This window comes from Flavobacterium sp. XS2P24 (genome assembly GCF_030010285.1).
GTDB classification, from domain to species: domain Bacteria; phylum Bacteroidota; class Bacteroidia; order Flavobacteriales; family Flavobacteriaceae; genus Flavobacterium; species Flavobacterium algoritolerans.
Genome location: NZ_JASCRU010000010.1, coordinates 30,450 through 50,105, shown reverse-complemented (window position 1 = coordinate 50,105; position 19,656 = coordinate 30,450). Strand labels below are relative to the sequence as shown.

Genomic DNA, 19,656 nt, shown 5'->3' with positions numbered 1-19,656 from the left:
GATTTTTTTTTGAAATAAACTTAACCAATAATGAGTATATTTATAGAATCTAAAATTTGAATTTTATGAAAAAAGTAATTTTATTGAGTGTCGTTTTTATGAGTGTTTTTGTCTCTTGTAAGAAAGAAAAAGAAATGGAAGAAATGCCGGCTCCATCTGAAGAAATAGTTATAGAAGAACCAGTTTCAGAAGAATGCTATAGTGCAATTATTAAAAAAGACACTATTTCTATGTCTTTGAATATTAAAGGAAATCAAATTGCTTCTGGAAAACTGAGTTATAAATTTTTTGAAAAAGATAAAAATGAAGGTACTTTAGTGGGGGAAATAAAAGGCGATACGCTTTTTGCAGACTATACTTTTATGTCCGAAGGAGTTTCGTCAATACGTCAAGTTGCTTTTTTGAAAAAAGGAAATACCTATGTTGAAGGTTATGGAGATGTTGTAGATGACAATAAAGGAAGAGTCACTTTTAAAGACATGAAACAACTAAAATTTGAAGGAAATATCGTTTTGTCAAAAGTTGATTGCAAAATGTAGTTTTCATTATAAAACAGCATTATTTAAAACACAAAATCCATTCGCCGCGGCAAATGGATTTTGTGTTTTAAGTAGTACAATCTAAGTTGTTATAAATTCTTTAGGAAAGTACATCTTCGTTTGTGAACAACAGGATTGAAATGTTTCCATAAGTTATGAATGGCAAGGTTATCCGCTAATTCTGGAGTTCTGAAACAGTTGACAACTCCTTTTTCTTTAAAAGTATGGTAATATTCATTGAAAATTATCGCTGTAACCGCTTTGTTTTGATAATCAGGATGAACGCCTATCAAATAGAAAATCATATCCTTGCTTTGATTTTTTGCTTTAAGCAAATGAAGGAATCCAAATGGGAATAATTTTCCTTTTGATTTTTGCAACGCTTCAGAAAAGGAAGGCATTACAATACTAAAAGCAACAATATTATGGTCTTTATCTTCCACAAATTTGATAAATTCGGGATTGATAAAACTGATGTATTTTTTCTTGAAATATTCTTTTTGAACATCAGAAATAGCTACAAAAGAGGATAAGGAAGCATACGATTCGTTGAATAAATCAAACATTTTATCTACATGCGGCATCACTTCTTTGGTAGTTTTGAAATTAAGCGGACTTAATTGGTATCTTCTTTTTACCAAATCATTTGCCTTTTCAAAAAATTCCGGTTTTACGTTTTCGAAAGGGAATTTACTTTCTAGGTATTCTTTTTCTACGCTATATCCTAATTGTTCAAAATGATTGGCATAATAGGGATGATTGTACCACGTAATCATAGTTCCAATCTCGTCAAAACCTTCTGTTAAGACACCAACTTTATCTAAATTGGAAAATCCCATTGGACCTTCAACATGGTCTAAATTGTTTTTTCGACCTAACTCATATACTTTTTCCAAAAGTGCTTTTGTCACTTCGATATCATCAATCACATCAAACCAACCAAAACGAACTTTCTTTTTTTGTTGGTCATTTACCTCGCTCCAATTAATGATTGCTGCAATTCTGCCTACTATTTCATTGTTTTTGTAGGCAATATAAAAATAGGCTTCGGCATTTTCAAAAGCCGGATTTTTTGTTTTGTCGAAGGTTTCCAATTCGTCGGCAATGATTGGCGGAACCCAATATTTATTGTTTTTGTATAGGGAAAAAGGGAATTTGATATAATCCGTTAATTCACTTTTTGTTTTAGCTTCTTTTATTGTAATCATTATCCTTTTTTTGTCTTTTTTGCTCTTTTTAATGCTTTCTTATCAGAATCCTTATTGTCAATGTTTATTCTTACTTCTTGGTAATTGGCATCATAACGCCAAGAAAAACCAATACCGCCATAAAGTGCAGAAGGAGTGTCTTTAAGGCTTGTACTTATCGATGCGTCAATTTGCATGTCTTTATTCAACAGATAAGCTGCGCCACCACGAACAATGGCATCGCTGTAAAAATCACTTTTAAATCCCTGATTTTCTACAAAACCAGACCATTTGTCATTAAATCCTCTTGTTAAGGTCAAGACATAGCCATAGCTTGGATAGTCTGTTGTTACATAATCGGCTATGATATTGGTAACAAAAACCCATTTTCCATCACCCAAGTGGTTTTGGGTAATTAATATAATTTTTGGTGATATGCTGGATTCTGGTGAAAAAGAATAGGGGTTGTCTGCCATAGTAAAATTAGCTCCAGCAAATACTGAAACGGCAGGAATTAATTGGCGCCAATTAAATGCTCGATTGGCTTTCCAACTGTATATGTTTACCTTTTTTTCATAATTTTTGAAAGGATCGTAAATCAAATATTTGGCTCCTAAAACAGTTTGTTTGAAATCTGCTCGATTGGAACTGTTGAATAAGGTGGTGTATTTTTCATTTTGGTATTGTATATCGGCTATCAATTCCAGTTTTTCCATGAATAATCCCCATCGCAAGGTGGCATCGATTCCAAATCCATTGGCATCATAATTCAATAAACTGTGATTTTGTTTTATTCCGTAAACGCCTGTTTCTATTTGGATTACTGATTTTCCAACTGCGTAAGCCGACATGGTTTCGCCCGGTCTGTTAGAATTTATTTGATCGGTATGTTGGCCATAATGAATACTTGGAATCATTGAAATAGCAGCGATAAGTAAGATTTTAATTTTGGACATATTATTTTTTTTGGGTTAAAAAGTAATAACGCTTTTCAAATGTACTATATTTTATTATTTATTTAAGAGAGATATTTTAATTTTGAACGGTTGATTTATTAATTTTGGAAAAAATTACACTTATATGCAAACAGCTTCTTTCACTGGTTTTATAAAAGCGCTTTTTTATATGATCGCTTTCTATTATATTTTTAGATTTCTAGCAAAACTATTTTTGCCATTATTGGTTAAAAAAGTAGTTGAAAAAGCGGGCGAAAATATGCAGAAGCAGCAACAGTACGCGCAAGATAATACTTGGAAAAAAACACAAAGTAAGGATGAAGTAATATACAATACGGCAAATGCTAAAAATCCACGCGAAACCAAAAAAGTGGGAGATTATGTTGATTACGAAGAAATAGATTAAATTTGTCGTTATTAGCACCGTTTTTACTCTAATCCAAACCATTTTACATTGAAAATAATAAATAAGTTCTATCCACACGCCTTAGCCATATTTGGTTTTGTTGTAATTTCTCTCCTATATTTTTATCCTGTATTGCAAGGAAAACAAATTTTCCAATCCGATATTGTGCAGTACACCGGAATGGCCAAAGAACAAAATGACTTTAGAGCCACTGATGATGTTGAACCGTATTGGACTAATTCTGCTTTTGGAGGAATGCCAACGTATCAATTGGGAGCCAAATATCCACACGATTATATTGGCGCAATAGACGATGTATTGCGATTCTTACCGCGTCCAGCGGATTATTTATTTTTATATTTCCTTGGATTTTATGGTTTGATGCTGGTATTGAAAGCCGATCCTTTGAAAGCCTTTTTTGGTGCATTAGCCTTTGGTTTATCTACCTATTTGATTATTATTCTTGGAGTTGGCCATAATGCCAAAGCGCATGCGATTGCTTATATGCCGCTGGTTATTGCCGGATTTATTCTGGTATTTCAAAAAAAATACATTCTGGGAGGTTTGATTACGCTTTTTGCGACAGCATTAGAAATCAATGCGAATCACTTCCAAATGACGTACTACTTATTGATTTTCCTATTGATACTTTCTGCTTATTTTATATATCAGCAAGTAAAAGAGAAGGAATATAAATCCTTGTTGTATTCCTTTGGGATATTGGTAGCGGCAGGAATTTTAGCTATTGGTGCCAATGCTACAAATCTATTAGCAACTTCTGAATATGCTGATTTTAGTATTCGTGGGAAAAGCGAACTGACATTCAATCCAAACGGTTCAAAAAACGAAACTACTTCTTCAATGTCTAAGGACTATATAACGGAGTACAGTTATGGGGTAATGGAAAGTTTTAATCTTATTGCACCCCGACTTTTTGGTGGTTCTAATAATGAGGCTGTAGGTAAAGACAGTAATATGTATGAATTCATGATAGGTCAGGGAGTTCCGGAGGATCAGGCAACTGATTTTGTTTCGGGAATGCCAACGTATTGGGGAGATCAGCCTATTGTGGCAGCTCCTGCATATATTGGAATAGTAGTGTTCTTTTTGGCGATTTTGGCTTTATTTATCGATAAAAGAAAGATTAAATATGTTTTTCTCTCTGGTTCAATAGTTGCGTTAGTTCTTTCATGGGGTAAAAACTTCCCTGTTTTGACTGACTTTTTTATTGATTATGTTCCAATGTATGATAAATTCAGAGCGGTATCTTCTATACAAGTTGTTTTGGAATTGTGTTTCCCAGTTTTGGCTATTATGGGATTACAGTCTTTCTTCAAATTAGACAAAAAACTACAATGGAAAGCATTATATGAAACCACAATTTTAGGTTTAGGAATTATTTTGATTTTATTTTTAAGCAAAAGTATGTTCAGCTTTTCAGGAGGAAACGATGCTTATTTTCAAGAAAGTTACGGTCCTGAGTTTGTCAATGCGCTTAAACTGGATCGAATGAGTTTATACAGCGCTGATTTATTGCGTTCAGGCTTTTTTATTGTATTGACAGCCGGTGTTTTATGGTTGTTCATTAAAGACAGATTTGCTCAAAACACAGCCATTATAATCGTAGGTTTATTGATGGTTTCCGATTTGTTTTTTGTAGATAAAAAATATGTTTCCGGGAAAGATTTTGTAAGCGGAAGTCAAGTTGAAGTGCCTTTTCAGGAGTCGCCTTCTGATGCTGAGATTCTAAAAGACACGGCTAATTACCGCGTTTTTGAAGTGGGCGATATTATGGGGGCAAGAGCTTCTTATTTCCATAAATCTATTGGTGGTTACAGCGCCGTAAGACCTAGAAGAATGCAGCAATTAATTGACTATCAAATTTCAAAAAATAACATTGAGGTTCTTAACATGCTTAATGTAAAGTATGTTATCCAAAAGGATAAAGAAGGAAAAGAATTCCCAGTATCAAATCCGGCTGTTAATGGAAATGCATGGTTTGTGAGCCAGGTAAAATTGGTGAATTCTGCTGATGAAGAGTTGAAAGCGTTGGATAGTTTGGATTCTAAAAATGTAGCAGTTGTAAATAGTAAAGATTTTGAAATTAAAAATACGGCTTTCGCCAAAGACAGTTCAACCACTATAATTTTAGAAAATTACAAACCTAATTACTTGAAATATGTGTCTAATAATTCAAAAGAAGGTTTAGCCGTTTTCTCCGAAATGTATTATGGAAAAGGTTGGAATGCCTACATTGATGGAAAAAGTGCAGATCATATTAGAGTAGATTATGTTTTAAGGGGATTAATAATTCCTAAAGGGGATCATAAAGTAGAATTCAAGTTTGAACCTCAAGTGATAAAAACCGGAAGTACAATTACGTTGATAAGTTCAATAGGAATGCTGTTACTTTTAGCAGGTGGGATTTATTTCGAAAGGAAGAAATTCGTGTAATTAGTTAGAGACGCACTGTAGAGACGCACTGCAGTGCGTCTCTACTAACATAAAAAAATTAAATTGAAACCAGAACCCAATAAACTCTTAATCATTACCTATTATTGGCCACCGGCTGGAGGACCTGGAGTACAGCGTTGGCTTAAGTTTGTTAAGTACTTGCCGGATTTTGGTATTCAACCAATTGTATACATTCCGGAGAATCCAACGTATCCTATTGTTGATGAGAACTTGGTTAAAGAAGTTTCGGATAAAGCGATTATTCTGAAACAGAAGATTTTTGAACCGTATCAACTGGCTTCTTTTCTTTCGAAAAACAAAACCAAGAAAATCAGTTCAGGAATTATTCCAAATCAGAAAAAACAATCTTTTCTGGATAAAACATTTCTTTGGATTCGTGGAAATCTTTTTATTCCGGATGCACGTGTTTTTTGGGTAAAACCATCGGTTGCTTATTTGGAAAAATACATTTTAGAAAATAATATTGACACCATTGTTACTTCTGGACCGCCGCATAGTCTGCATCTTATTGGATTGGAATTAAAACAAAAATTAGATTTAAAATGGTTTGCCGATTTTCGGGATCCTTGGACTACTATTGGCTATCATAAATCCTTACGATTGTCTCGTTTTGCTGCCAAGAAACACAAAGCATTAGAGCATCGGGTTTTGAATACAGCCGACACAGTTATAGTAACCAGTAAAACTACCAAAACTGAATTTCAAGCGATTACCACTAAGCCTATTGTGGTAATAACGAATGGTTATGATACGGAAGAAGTTGGAAAACAAACCTTGGATTCAAAGTTTAGCTTAGCGCATATTGGTTCTTTTCTTTCTGAGAGAAATCCTCTGATTTTATGGGAAAGTTTGGTTGAATTGCTTCATGAGATTCCTGATTTCAAATCGTATTTGGAAGTGAAATTGATAGGAGCTGTGAGTCAGGAAGTCTTGGAAACAATTACTCAATTTGGGCTTAATTCCTATTTGAATAATTTGGGTTATGTTTCGCATACAGAAGCGATTGCGCACCAAAGAAAATCTCAGGTCTTGTTGCTTATAGAAATTGATTCTGAAGATACTAAAAGCATTATTCCTGGGAAATTATTTGAATATATGGTTTCAAACAGACCTATTGTTGCGATTGGTCCTAACGGTTCTGATTTTGCCGAAATCATAACGGAAACCAATACAGGCGTGTTTTTTGATTATTCAGAGAAAATGAAACTTAAAAGTGTAATTTTGGACTTTTATAATCAGTTTTTGGAGGGTAAATTACAAGCAAACGGAGTTGGATTACAACGCTATTCCAGAAAAAATCTTACCAAAGAATTGGTACAATTAACCCAATAAAATTAGAAGTTCGATCTACTTTTAACCTTAAACTTTAAACGCCTAAAATGGGAATAGTATTAAATCAATCTTTAAAGAATACGATAATTACCTATTTGGGTTTTGGAATTGGGGCAATCAACACACTTTATTTATATCCATTTTTTTTAGGAACAGTATTTTATGCTTTAACAAACTATATACTTTCTTGGGCAAATATTATTATGCCTTTATTGGCTTTTGGGATGCAAAATACTTTGGTGAAGTTTTATACTCAATATAAAACAGAAGAAGAACGCTCTCAGTTTCTATCATTTACAGTGCTAATCCCTTTATTATTATGTATTCCTTTAGTATTGATTGGCTTATTCTTTTTTGAACCTATTTCATTGTACTTGAGCAAGGAAAATCCTGTAGTTAAGGATTATTTGTGGCTTATTCCATTTATAGGGCTGAGTATGGCATATTTCGAAATTTTTTATGCTTGGGCAAGGGTTCACATGCACTCAGTTTTTGGAAATTTTGTTAAAGAGGTTGGACTTAGATTATTTTCTTTATTTGCGTTGATTGGAGTCTATTACAAATGGATTACTGTTGTAGAATTTATTTATGTTACGGCTATTATTTATTTTCTGGCTTTTATTATTACGATGTTTTATGCTTTCCGAATAAAAAAACCTGCTTTTCAGTTCTCCATTCCTCAAAATGTGAAAGATGTTTTAGTATACACTTTTTTCATTATTTTATCAGGTAGTGTAGCGGTTATGTTGCTGGATATTGATAAGATTATGCTGAATCAGTACATTAAAATTGAGAATATAGCCTATTATTCTGTTGCGACTTATATTGCCTCTGTTATTGCTGTTCCCAGTCGTGCAATGCATCAGATTACCTATCCAATAACGGCTAAATTGATGCATGAGAATAAACACGATGAATTAAATGATTTGTACAAAAAAACATCCATCAATTTACAAGTTGTTGGAGGTTTTGTGATGTTGTGTATTTTTGTTAATATCAATCAGTTATATGTAATGGTTCCAAAAGAATATAGTGGAGGAATTCTTGTGGTATTTTTGATTGGTATATCTAAATATTTTGATTTGATTTTAGGAAATAACAATGCTATAATTTTCAATTCAAAATATTATCGAATGGTTTTGTTTTTAGGATTATTGCTTGTTTTTTTGACAGTAGGCTTAAACATGTTTTTTATCCCTAGATATGCCATAACAGGAACTGCAGTAGCTACTTTATTATCTATAACTTTATACAGTTTGGCTAAATTACTTTTTGTTGTCAAACGAATGCATTTGTATCCATTTACAAATCAGACATTGTATTCTCTTGGAATTACTTTTGGAATATTTTTGGCATTTTATTTTTGGGAGTTTCCTTTTAGCCCAATAATTAGCATTGGATTAAAATCAATTTTAGTTACCCTTTTGTATGTTTATATAAACTACAAATTTGTTATTTCTATTGAAATTAATCAAGCTTTAGATGTTGTTTTGAAAAAGTTAAGAATCAAGTTGTAATTTTTTTCAGTTCAGAAAATACGACTAATCTTAATTTTTAAAATAATCTTTCTAACAAAATCTCACCTCAAATTTGGGTTTTCTCTCTTGTAAAATAATGATACAAGTCTTTATTGTATTAATGATTAAGGAAGTCGGTATGTGAATATTATAACTTTAAATAATTATTGTGTAACTTTTGAGGAATCTAAAAAAAATATATTTGTAGAGAAATTTAATTATAAAAGTTAATAGTCGTTTAATTGTTTTGCAGTGATCAAAAATCACTAAAAGTGGGTATTGTACAAATAAGCGACTATCCTTATTTTTGCAGTTGTTATCTTTAGAAAAGACAATAATTAAATAGCTAAAGTAATTTATCCCAATAATTATGAAAAGCAATCCATACATTAACGAAGAAAGCTTACAAAAATTCTCTAGTATCATAGCTAATAGAATCCACCATGGATTTACTATTATAGAAAAAAATGATACTTTACCTTTTGCTGTTTTATCAAAAGGCAGGAAAGAGGTCGATCACGGGTTTAATTTTTTAATTTGTTGTATGACATTAGGAGTTTGGTCAGTTGGCTGGATTTATTTAACTTATGTTTCTTCAAAAGAAAAAAATATTGTGATAGCTATCGATGAAGATGGAAATACATTTGAAGAAAAATGCTATTCAGAATAGCATTTTTATAATTTTTCCTTTAAGTATTTTCCAGTAACGGAACCTTTTATTTTTACTATTTGTTCAGGCGTTCCAACGGCTAATAATTTTCCACCATTTTCTCCTCCTTCCGGACCTAAATCAATAATCCAGTCGGCACATTTGATGAGATCAAGGTTGTGTTCAATTACTAATATAGAATGACCTTTATCTATCAATGCATCAAAAGAAGCCAATAATTTTTTGATATCATGAAAATGCAATCCGGTTGTAGGTTCGTCAAAAACAAATAAAGCTTTGTCTTTTGTGGCTCCTTTTACTAAGAATGAAGCGAGTTTTATACGCTGTGCTTCTCCACCGGAAAGTGTAGAAGAAGATTGTCCTAATTGTACATAGCCCAAGCCCACATCTTGTAAAGGCTGTAATTTTTGAGTGATTTTAGTTTGTTTATTAGCTATAAAAAAAGCAATTGCATCATCTATCGTCAGGGTTAGAATATCATGAATATTTTTACCTTCAAAAGCGACTTCCAGAACTTCTTTCTTAAATCGTTTTCCGTTACAGGTTTCACATGGTAATTGCACATCGGCCATGAAAACCATTTCTACATTTATGGAACCTTCTCCTTTGCAGGTTTCACATCTTCCTCCATCAACATTAAAAGAAAAATGTTTGGCTTGATAGCCTCTTATTTTTGATAGTTTTTCTTTGGCATACAATTCCCGAATATCATCATACGCTTTAATATATGTCACAGGATTAGAACGGGAACTTCTTCCTATTGGGTTTTGGTCTACGTATTCAATATGTTTAATTTGCGAAAACGAACCTGATATTTCGCTGAATTGCCCTGCTTTTTCACCAACATTTTCGAGCTTTTTTTGCATCGCCGGAAAAAGGATTTTTTTAACAAGCGTACTTTTTCCGCTTCCTGAAACTCCGGTAATAACAGTTAATACATCCAGAGGAAAAGTTACATCTATATTTTGAAGATTGTTTTCTCGAGCTCCTTTTATTTCGATAAAATTCTTGAAAAGTCTGCGTTTTTTGGGAACAGTAATTTCTAAGTCTCCATTCAAATATTTAGCGGTCAGTGAAGTTGATTTTAGAATTTCATCATACGTGCCTTGTGCTACCAAATTACCACCAAAAGTGCCTGCTTCCGGTCCAATATCAATAATCATATCTGCGGCTTTCATGATATCTTCATCATGTTCTACCACAATAACCGTGTTTCCTAAATCTCTTAAAGATAACAGTACTTTTATCAGGCGTTCCGTATCTTTTGGGTGTAAACCAATGCTCGGCTCATCCAGAATGTACATAGAACCCACTAAACTGCTTCCTAGAGAAGTTGCTAAATTGATACGCTGCGATTCTCCTCCGGAAAGTGTTGCTGAATTTCTGTTTAATGTCAGATAATCTAGACCTACTTCGGTTAAAAAAGATAAACGATTATTAATTTCTACCAGCAATCGTTTGGCTATTTGTTTTTCATAAACATCTAAGTCAATATTTTCGAAAAAAGTAACCAAATGTTTAATAGGCAAATCAACTAAGTCAGAAACTGTTTTTGAGTTAATTTTTACATACGAAGCTTCAATTCTCAAGCGTTTTCCTTTGCAGGAATGACATTTGGTTTTGCCTCTGTAACGCGAAAGCATAACCCTGTTTTGAATCTTATAATTTTTTTCTTCCAGTTCTTTGAAGAAATCATTTAAACCTTGAAAATAGCTATTTCCATTCCAGATTAGCTCTTTTTGATCTTCAGATAATTGGTAATAAGGTTTGTGAATAGGGAAATCAAATTTGTAAGCGTTATTTACTAATTCGTCGCGAAACCAACTCATACTTTCACCTCTCCATGGGAAAATAGCATTTTCAAAAACGGATAAAGTAGTATTTGGCACCACTAATTCGGCATCAATTCCTATAATATTTCCATAGCCTTCACAAACGGGGCATGCTCCATATGGATTGTTGAAACTAAATAAATGAACGTTTGGTTCTAGAAATGTAATTCCGTCCAACTCAAAATTATTGGAATAGGAATACTTTTTATCGGAGTTTAATTCTTGTAAATGACAGATTCCTTTTCCTTCAAAGAAAGCCGTTTGCACCGCATCACCCAATCGATTGTAGAACTCTTCTTCGTCTTTGACCACAATCCTATCAATAATGAGCTTTATGTCTTTATTGTCTAAAGAATGTTGGTCAATTTCGTCTAAACGAATCATTTCATTGTTTACCAAAATCCTCGCAAAACCTTGTTGTAAAAGTACTTTTAGTTTGTCTTCCAGTTTTCGTCCTTCTTCTAAATGAATAGGAGCAATAAGCAACCATTTGCTGTCTAGTTCAAAATTTTTCACATCGGTAACTACATCGGTAACCGTATTTTTTTTGACCTCACGACCAGAAATAGGAGAATATGTTCTTCCGATTCGGGCAAACAGCAATTTTATATAATCATATATTTCGGTTGAAGTTCCTACTGTAGAACGTGCGTTTGTCGTATTTACTTTTTGTTCGATAGCAATCGCAGGAGCAATTCCTTTGATGTATTCTACTTTTGGTTTATCTAATCGTCCAAGAAATTGTCTTGCATAGGAAGACAAACTTTCTACATAGCGGCGTTGCCCTTCGGCATATAAAGTATCGAAAGCCAAGCTTGATTTTCCGGAACCCGAAAGTCCTGTGATAACCACTAATTTATTTCGGGGAATCGCAACATCTACATTTTTTAGGTTATGTACTTGCGCGCCTTTTATGATGATATTTTTCTTTGGATCTAATTTCGAAAGGTCAACTTGCATAAAAATGATAATTTTTACAAAAGTAATCAATTTTCAACTGACTAAATGGATTGAACAAGTCACAAATAATCATTAAAAGTGTGGTTAATAAGTGATTTTTCTTCTTGTATAGTTTTTATGTTTTCTATCATCTAAAAAAATAGTATTTTTAAGATTATTTTTGAAAAAAATTAATTTCACCATACCATTGAAAACAAAACTATACATTTTTCTTTTTTTAATGTCCTTTTGTGCTTTTTCTCAAGAATTGCCGCCAATTGTAAAATATGCCTCAACAACTTATGGTGCGGGAAACCAGAATTGGATGATTTCACAAGATCAAAATCATTATGTTTTCTTTGCTAACAATGAGGGATTATTGGAATTTAACGGATCAAACTGGGAATTATATCCATCACCAAACGAAACTATCGTTCGTTCTGTAAAAGTGATTGGAAATAAAATTTATACGGGTTGCTACATGGAATTTGGTTTCTGGACGCGACACACAAATGGAAAACTAAAATACACTTCGCTTAGTAAAACAATAAAAACTCAAATTCTTAATGACGAACAGTTTTGGAATATATTAAACTATGAACAATGGGTTGTTTTTCAATCTTTGGACAGAATATATATTTACGATACCAAAACGGGAGGTTTCAAAATCATTGCTCCTAAAAACAATATTACTAAATCGTTCCGTACAAAAAATGCAATTTATTTTCAGAGTATAAATGAAGGACTTTTTGAAATTGAAAGCGGAAAAGGACGCTTGGTATCTAATAATCCAATTTTACAAAACAATAGGATAGTCAACATTTTTGCTATTGAGGAAGGGCTTTTAATCCAAACACAGCTGAATGGATTTTATAAACTTATAGGAACTGTTTTGACTAAATTTTCTACCGAAGTTGACTCGGAATTAGCATCCAGTAGCGTGTATAGCAGTCAATTGCTGTCGGATGGAAGTTATGCTTTAGGAACTGTCTCTAATGGGATTTTTATCTTAAACAATAACGGGAGAATTAAATATCACATCAATCAAAACAAAGGGTTGAGTAATAATACAGCCTTGTCTTTATATGAAGATGCCGATAAAAATCTTTGGGTAGGATTGGACAACGGAATCAATTGCATTAATCTGCAATCTCCGATACAGAACTTTGTTGATGACACCGGAATTTTAGGAACCGTTTATACTTCAAAACTTTATAAAGGTAATTTGTATGTAGGAACCAATCAAGGTTTGTTTTATAAAAACTATCTGACTAATGATGAATTTAAATTTGTAAACGGAACTAAAGGGCAGGTTTGGTCTTTGTTTGAGTACGATGGGACGCTTTTTTGTGGTCATGATTCTGGAACATTTGTGATTGATAACGCTGTCGCAAAAAATATATTTTCTGCATCTGGAACTTGGAAATTTGAAACTGTCCCCAATCAAAAAGGGCTCTTACTCCAAGGGAATTACTATGGAATTTCTGTTTTGGCAAAAACGAATAATCAATGGAGTTTTAGAAATAAAATTACAGGATTTGATTATTCCTCAAAATATTTTGAAATCACGAATGCGCTGAATGTATATGTAAGTCACGAATATAAAGGAGTTTATAGGCTGGAACTAGACGGAAAACTGTCAAAAACAAAACCTTTTGTGACCTATAAAACACCCGAAAAAGGTAAAAATGCCAGTCTAACTAAGTTCAACAACATAATTTACTATGCTAATAAAGAAGGTATTTTTAAATTAAATGAGAAGACAAAACAATTCAGTAAGGATAATTTATTAAGTTCTGTTTTCGAAAAAGATGAATATACTTCGGGAAAATTGATTGTTGATAATTCCAATAAAATATGGTTGTTTTCTAAAAATTACATCCATTACTTTTCATTGAGTAAACTAAGTAATCAACTGAAACAAAATGTAATTCCGATTCCCGCTTCATTAACAAATTCGATGTTAGGCTACGAAAATATTACTCAAATTTCCAATTCCAATTATTTGATAGGAACTACTGATGGGTATTATATTTTGAATCTTAATGAATTGAGTTTTAAAAATCATAACGTCTCTATTTCCGCAATTACAACAAATAAGTTAAATGAAACTTCCGAAAACCGTTCCATTCAGGGAGAAGGTAGTTTTAAATACGATGAAAATAATATAACCATTAATTATACGGTTCCTGAATTTAATAAATACATCAATGCTGAGTTTCAATATTTATTAGAAGGATTTCAAGAGGAGTGGAGCGAATGGAGTGCGAAATCAACGGTGAATTTTAAAAATTTGCCCCCTGGAGAATATACTTTTAAGGTGAGAGCTAAATTTGCGAATTCTACTTTAGAAGATACAGCTATGTATACTTTTACTGTTGAAAAACCTTGGTATTTAACCAATATTGCTCTTTTTTTCTATTTTATTTTTGTGATTGTGATGGCTCGATTTATTCATAAGGCCTATAAAAACTACTATCAAAAACAAAAAGAGAAATTGATAGAAGAGAATAATTTGTTATTAGAGATTAAAGAGCTTGAAAACGAGCAGGAATTAATGCGCATTAGAAACGAACAGCTTTCACAAGATGTAGATACTAAAAATAGAGAGTTGGCTGTTTCTACGATGAGTTTGAATAGTAAAAATGAGTTGCTGGCTTTTATCAAAGATGATTTAAAGAAAACGCCTGATGATGGTAACAGGAGTATAAAATCAGTCATTTCTACAATTAATAAGAACATAACTGAAGGAGATAGTTGGAGTGTATTTAAAGAAGCCTTTGATAATGCCGATAAAGACTTTTTGAAAAAAATGAAACTGGCTCATCCGTCCTTAACTCCAAACGATTTGAGATTATGTGCTTACTTGAGATTAAATCTTTCCTCGAAAGAAGTGGCGCCTTTGCTAAATATATCTGTACGAAGCGTTGAGATAAAAAGATATCGTTTGCGTAAGAAAATGGAATTGTCGCACGAACAAGGACTTGTAGAGTATATTTTAGCTGTATAGTTCCTTCTGAATTTTACAAATAAAACTATACATTACCACAACAATACCGTTATTGTTGTGGTTTTTTTGTTTTTAGAGAAAATCTGAATTTCTTAATTTCTTCTTAATTTTCAACCCTTTTTTAAATATTATGAATTAAACAAGTGATTTTTTGCATTGTATGTTTTTTGTAGAGGTTCTTTTTGATTTATTATTAGTTGTTCCGATTAATTTTATAATTCACAAAAAATATAAATTATGAAGTCAAACTATCTACTAATCCTTTTTCTATTTCTATCCTCTTTTGGTTTTGCCCAAGGATATGATGTAGGAGGAGTTGTTAAAGAAACCGGTTCTGGTTTACCTATACCTGGAGTAAATGTTCAAGTTAAAAATTCAACTATTGGGACGGCGACAGACATGGATGGTCGTTTTTCTCTAAAAGGAGTTTCCTCTGGCGCAACTTTAATATTTTCATATTTAGGATTTAAAAATTTTGAATATAAAGTAGTATCTAATATAAGTACTCTTTCTATTTCGTTACAGGAAGATTCTAAAGTATTGGATGAAGTTGTAGTAATTGGATATGGAAGTCAAAAAAAGCGAGAAGTAACAGGAGCAGTTTCGGTGGTAGACAGCAAAACTTTGGAAGCTTTAAAACCAGTTAAAATTGAGCAAGCTTTACAAGGAACTGTTTCCGGAGTGAATGTTACAACTACTTCGGGTGCTCCAGGTGCCGCTTTGGATATTCGCATCAGAGGTATTGCAACCAATGGTGAAAATAGGCCTACAACTATCATCGATGGATATGTTGGAGAGCTTGGATTATTAAATCCAAATGATGTCGAGTCCATCACCGTTTTAAAAGATGCACAAGCAGCTATTTATGGTACTATTGGTGCTAATGGGGTTATTCTTATCACGACAAAATCTGGGAAAAAGAATTCTAAATCAAAAATTAGTTACAATACCTATACAGGTTTTCAGGAAACGTCAAGAACATTACCAATGCTTAACGCTACTGAATATGCTTTATTATTGAATGAAAGTTATGCTAATGGCGGTAACGCAATTCCCTTCCCTAATGTTTCTGGTTTAAGCAAAGGAACAAACTGGCAAAATGAAGTTTTCAGCACCAGTGTTCCTATTATCAATCATGACATTTCCTTTTCTGGTGGATCAGATAAAATTACCTATGCGGTAAGCGGTTCTCATTTAGATCAGGAAGGAATTATTGGAGAAAGTAAATCTGGGTTTTTAAGAAATACAGCCAGAGTTTCTGTTGGTGCTGATGTCACTGAGAAATTGAAATTGAAAACAAACGTAATCTATACTTATTTTAATAGAAAATCATTAAACGAAAGTGGTTTAGGTTCTGTTTTGTTCAATGCTTTGAATACACCATCAACACTAACACCGTATGATGCAAATGGGGATTTTACAAAAGTGCCTACAAATACTGGGTTAGGAATTGAAATTATAAATCCATTGGCTCAAATTGCAAATACTTATAATGATTACAACTTCAAAAAAGTCAATGGTAATTTTGGATTAGATTATAAAGTTTTCAAGGATTTTACCATTTCAAGTTCAATTGGTTTTAATACATCAAACAGTGAGTCTAAATCGTTTGCCAAGCAAATTCTATATTGGATAAATCCTTCGGATAAGGTATTTGATGTTTTGAGAAGTTCGGTTTCTCAAAGCGCTATTAATGATAATGATTATTCATTTGATTTATTTGGAACCTATACTAAGAAAATTGGAAATCACAATGTAGTTGCAACTGTAGGAAATACTATTTTCAAACAATACGGAAACGGGTTATTTGCAACTGGATTTGATGTTCCTTACAATTCATGGGAATTTGCAGATATAGCATTGACTAAAGGAATTTCTGAAACCGTACCAAACGGCTCCTATAATTATGATGAACGAAGACTTTCTTATTTTGCAAGAGCACAATATGATTACAAAGGGAAGTACCTTTTTTCTGCGATGATACGACGTGATGCTTCGACAAAATTTGGACCTGGAAATAAAGTGGGTTATTTTCCATCTTTTACTGCGGGTTGGGTAATTTCTGATGAAGGTTTCTTTGGTGAAGACAAACTAATAAACTTCATGAAATTGAGAGGAAGCTACGGTACTTTAGGAAATGACCAGATTCCAAACAATGGTTATGTTTCGCAATTAAGCGGAGAAGCGACCTATGTTTTCGATGATGTTTTAGTGAATGGTTTAGCTACAGGACAAATTCCAAATCCAAATTTGAAATGGGAAGAAGCCAGAAAATTTGACGTTGGTTTAGACCTTAAATTGATACAAAATAAAGTTTCTATTGTTGCGGATTATTTTATTGATACCAGAGCCGATTTGTTAATCCCATTTATACCTGTTTCTGGAATCAACGGAACAGCAGCTCCTGGTGCAGGTTCACCAACGATTAATGCAGGAACGGTAAGAAATTCAGGTTTAGAGTTTGCGATAGATTACAAGAACAAATTCTCGGAGAATTTTTCGATGAGTGTTGGGTACAATGTTACGTTCCTTAAAAACGAAGTATTAGCCGTAAACAACGGGATAGGATATATTGAAGGAGGTTCATTTGGCGTAGGCCAACAAGCACCTTCAAGAATGGAAGTAGGTCAGCCAATAGGTTATTTTTATGGCTACAAAACAGACGGAATTTTTCAAAACCAGTCAGAAGTTGATGCACATCCGTCTCAATTATCTTTGGGTGCTGACGCCAGTCCTGGAGACCTTCGTTTTGTAGATGTAAATGGAGATGGAATTCTTAATTCAAGCGACAGAACGAATATTGGAGATCCAATTCCTGAAGCTACAATGGGTTTCAATTTACAAATGAATTACAAAAACTTTGATTTTGCAGTCTATACTTTTGCTTCCGTAGGGAATGATATGGTAAGGAATTACGAAAGAAACCTTACAGATGTCAATCGACTTAACTATGTTTTAGACCGTTGGACTGGCGAGGGAAGTACTAATACTACTCCAAGAGTGACTACAAGTGCTACAGGAAATTCTACTTTCTCTAGTTATTTTGTTGAAGATGCTTCCTATTTAAGAATCCAAAACATGCAATTGGGATATTCAATAAATTCTAAATTTTCTGAAAAAGCAGGAATCACAAAACTGCGTTTGTATGCAGGTGTAAATAATTTATACACGTTTACAAAATACAAAGGTTTTGATCCGGGTGCTTCTAATGGAGCTCCAATTGGCGGAGGAATTGACTATGGTTTTTATCCAATCCCAAGAACCTATTTGTTAGGTTTAAACATTAATTTTTAATTCGTATTAAAATGAAAAAGTATCTATTTATTACCCTTATATCGATAACAATCTTCTCAACTGTAACCATTTCCTGTAGTGATGATTTTGTGGATCGACCTATAGAATATTCGATTGATTCTGAGAATTATTTTAATTCAAAATCAGATTACGACAATGCCTTAATTGCAGCGTATGATTTATTACAAACCACATATCTGAATGCATTGTTAGGCGAAATAGCTTCAGATAACACTTTGGCTGGAGGCGAAAGTCAATCAGATGTGCCCGGTTTTCAGCAAGTGGATAAAATGATTCATACTCCTGTAAACAGTAATTTAAAAAATTTATGGGACTGGATGTTTGCGGGTGTTCAAAGAGCCAATTACATTCTAGAATTTAAAGATAAGACTGACTTTCAAGGAAAAAATCAAGTGATAGGCGAAGCTCGTTTTCTTAGAGCCTATTATCATTTTGAATTAGTAAAATGGTTTGGTGGAATCCCATTGAAAGGGGACGCAAGATTCAGCTCTGGTGACGAGAAAATAATTCCGCGTTCATCCGTTTCAGAAGTGTATGCTTCCATTGAAGCCGATTTAATTTTTGCTTCTCAAAACTTATCTGCAACAGCAGCCCAAAAAGGAAGAGCAACAAAAGGTGCGGCATTAGCATTATTAGGAAAGGCATATTTGTACCAAAATAAATACGCGCAAGCAGCAGCAACTTTCGAAAGTTTAATAGGAACTTCTTCGTATTCATTGGTTTCAGATTACAATACTATTTTTGAAAATGCTGGAGAGAATGGATTAGAATCGGTTTTCGAAGTACAATACACGGATGTAGAAGGAGCAGGTTTTGGATGTCTCCAATGTAGCGAAGGAAATGTAGCCGTGGGTTTTAGTGGACCAAGAAATTATTCAGGTGATTTATTTACTTCGGGTTTCAGTTTTAATGTTCCAACTCAGAAAGTCGTAAACGCATTTGAAGCCGGAGACAGAAGAGAAGCGGTAGCAATATTAGATATTGAAGCTTGGGCGACAGCAACAGGAGCTACTTTTGGAAAAGGATATGAACACACCGGTTTTTTCAACAGAAAATACATTCCAAGAAAAAGAAGTGCCAACGCACAAGGAGATTTAAACCTAACTAATCCTAATAATTACAGAGCCATTCGCTATGCAGATGTTCTTTTGATGGCGGCCGAAGCTTACAATCGTGGAGGAATCGATGACACTAAAGCAAGAGGATATTTGAACCAAGTTAGAAGACGTGCTTTTGGTGATTTGAATCATGATATTTCGTCTTCTGGAGCAGCTTTGACTGACTTTATTTTAGCAGAAAGAAGATTGGAATTAGTTGGTGAAGGACACCGTTTCTTCGATTTAGTACGAACTGGTAAAGCAGCTCAGGAAATTACTGGATTTACTGCCAACAAAAATGAATTGTTTCCAATTCCTATCGAGGAAATTCAATTTGCAAATGGAAATTGGACACAAAATCCAGGATATTAAAAACTAATA

At 33.3% G+C, this 19,656-nt stretch carries 12 protein-coding genes; 9 read left to right on the top strand and 3 right to left on the bottom strand.

The annotated features are described in order from the left end of the window. Window positions 1-65 precede the first annotated feature (65 nt). A complete protein-coding gene (locus QLS31_RS08920) occupies window positions 66-539 on the top strand; it encodes a hypothetical protein (RefSeq protein ID WP_282743569.1) in 474 nt (157 codons plus the stop codon). Window positions 540-628: 89 nt separating this feature from the next. Here QLS31_RS08920 and QLS31_RS08915 read toward each other — a convergent pair whose 3' ends face one another. Both QLS31_RS08915 and QLS31_RS08910 read right to left on the bottom strand, forming a co-directional pair. Then, the gene (locus tag QLS31_RS08915) at window positions 629-1,747 is read right to left on the bottom strand and encodes a GTP cyclohydrolase (protein WP_282743568.1); all 1,119 of its coding nucleotides are present in this window, start codon (window positions 1,745-1,747) and stop codon (window positions 629-631) included. After that, window positions 1,747-2,682 (bottom strand): transporter, encoded by a 936-nt coding sequence (locus QLS31_RS08910; RefSeq protein ID WP_282712363.1) that lies wholly within the window; start codon window positions 2,680-2,682, stop codon window positions 1,747-1,749. Before QLS31_RS08910 ends, QLS31_RS08915 begins: the two co-directional genes overlap by 1 nt. Before the next feature lie 124 nt (window positions 2,683-2,806). Here QLS31_RS08910 and QLS31_RS08905 point away from each other — a divergent pair, with 124 nt between their 5' ends. From QLS31_RS08905 to QLS31_RS08885, 5 genes are all read left to right on the top strand, one after another. Then, window positions 2,807-3,088, top strand: a complete 282-nt coding sequence (locus QLS31_RS08905) for a DUF4834 family protein (protein ID WP_121342559.1) — start codon at window positions 2,807-2,809, stop codon at window positions 3,086-3,088. A 48-nt stretch (window positions 3,089-3,136) separates the two neighbouring features. Beyond that, window positions 3,137-5,542: a YfhO family protein gene (locus tag QLS31_RS08900; protein ID WP_282743567.1), complete on the top strand. Its 2,406-nt coding sequence runs from the start codon at window positions 3,137-3,139 to the stop codon at window positions 5,540-5,542. 63 nt (window positions 5,543-5,605) lie between these two features. Continuing rightward, window positions 5,606-6,895 (top strand): glycosyltransferase family 4 protein, encoded by a 1,290-nt coding sequence (locus QLS31_RS08895; protein ID WP_282743566.1) that lies wholly within the window; start codon window positions 5,606-5,608, stop codon window positions 6,893-6,895. A gap of 47 nt (window positions 6,896-6,942) precedes the next feature. Further along, complete coding sequence (locus QLS31_RS08890) at window positions 6,943-8,412, top strand: oligosaccharide flippase family protein (protein ID WP_282743565.1); 1,470 nt, start codon at window positions 6,943-6,945, stop codon at window positions 8,410-8,412. A gap of 370 nt (window positions 8,413-8,782) precedes the next feature. Continuing rightward, a complete protein-coding gene (locus QLS31_RS08885; RefSeq protein WP_099714746.1) occupies window positions 8,783-9,082 on the top strand; it encodes a hypothetical protein in 300 nt (99 codons plus the stop codon). 5 nt (window positions 9,083-9,087) lie between these two features. On the opposite strand, the gene uvrA is transcribed toward QLS31_RS08885, so the two are convergent. After that, window positions 9,088-11,874 carry an excinuclease ABC subunit UvrA gene (uvrA, locus tag QLS31_RS08880; protein ID WP_282743564.1) on the bottom strand — a complete coding sequence of 929 codons (2,787 nt, stop codon included), beginning with the start codon at window positions 11,872-11,874 and terminating at the stop codon, window positions 9,088-9,090. Window positions 11,875-12,061: 187 nt separating this feature from the next. Here uvrA and QLS31_RS08875 point away from each other — a divergent pair, with 187 nt between their 5' ends. The 3 genes from QLS31_RS08875 to QLS31_RS08865 all read left to right on the top strand — a co-directional run bounded on the left by QLS31_RS08875 (window position 12,062) and on the right by QLS31_RS08865 (window position 19,647). Next, complete coding sequence (locus QLS31_RS08875) at window positions 12,062-14,863, top strand: triple tyrosine motif-containing protein (RefSeq protein ID WP_349238934.1); 2,802 nt, start codon at window positions 12,062-12,064, stop codon at window positions 14,861-14,863. 237 nt (window positions 14,864-15,100) lie between these two features. Beyond that, on the top strand, window positions 15,101-18,157 hold the full coding sequence (locus tag QLS31_RS08870) for a TonB-dependent receptor (protein WP_282743563.1): 3,057 nt from the start codon (window positions 15,101-15,103) through the stop codon (window positions 18,155-18,157). A gap of 11 nt (window positions 18,158-18,168) precedes the next feature. Then, window positions 18,169-19,647 (top strand): RagB/SusD family nutrient uptake outer membrane protein, encoded by a 1,479-nt coding sequence (locus QLS31_RS08865; RefSeq protein WP_282743562.1) that lies wholly within the window; start codon window positions 18,169-18,171, stop codon window positions 19,645-19,647. Window positions 19,648-19,656 lie beyond the last annotated feature (9 nt).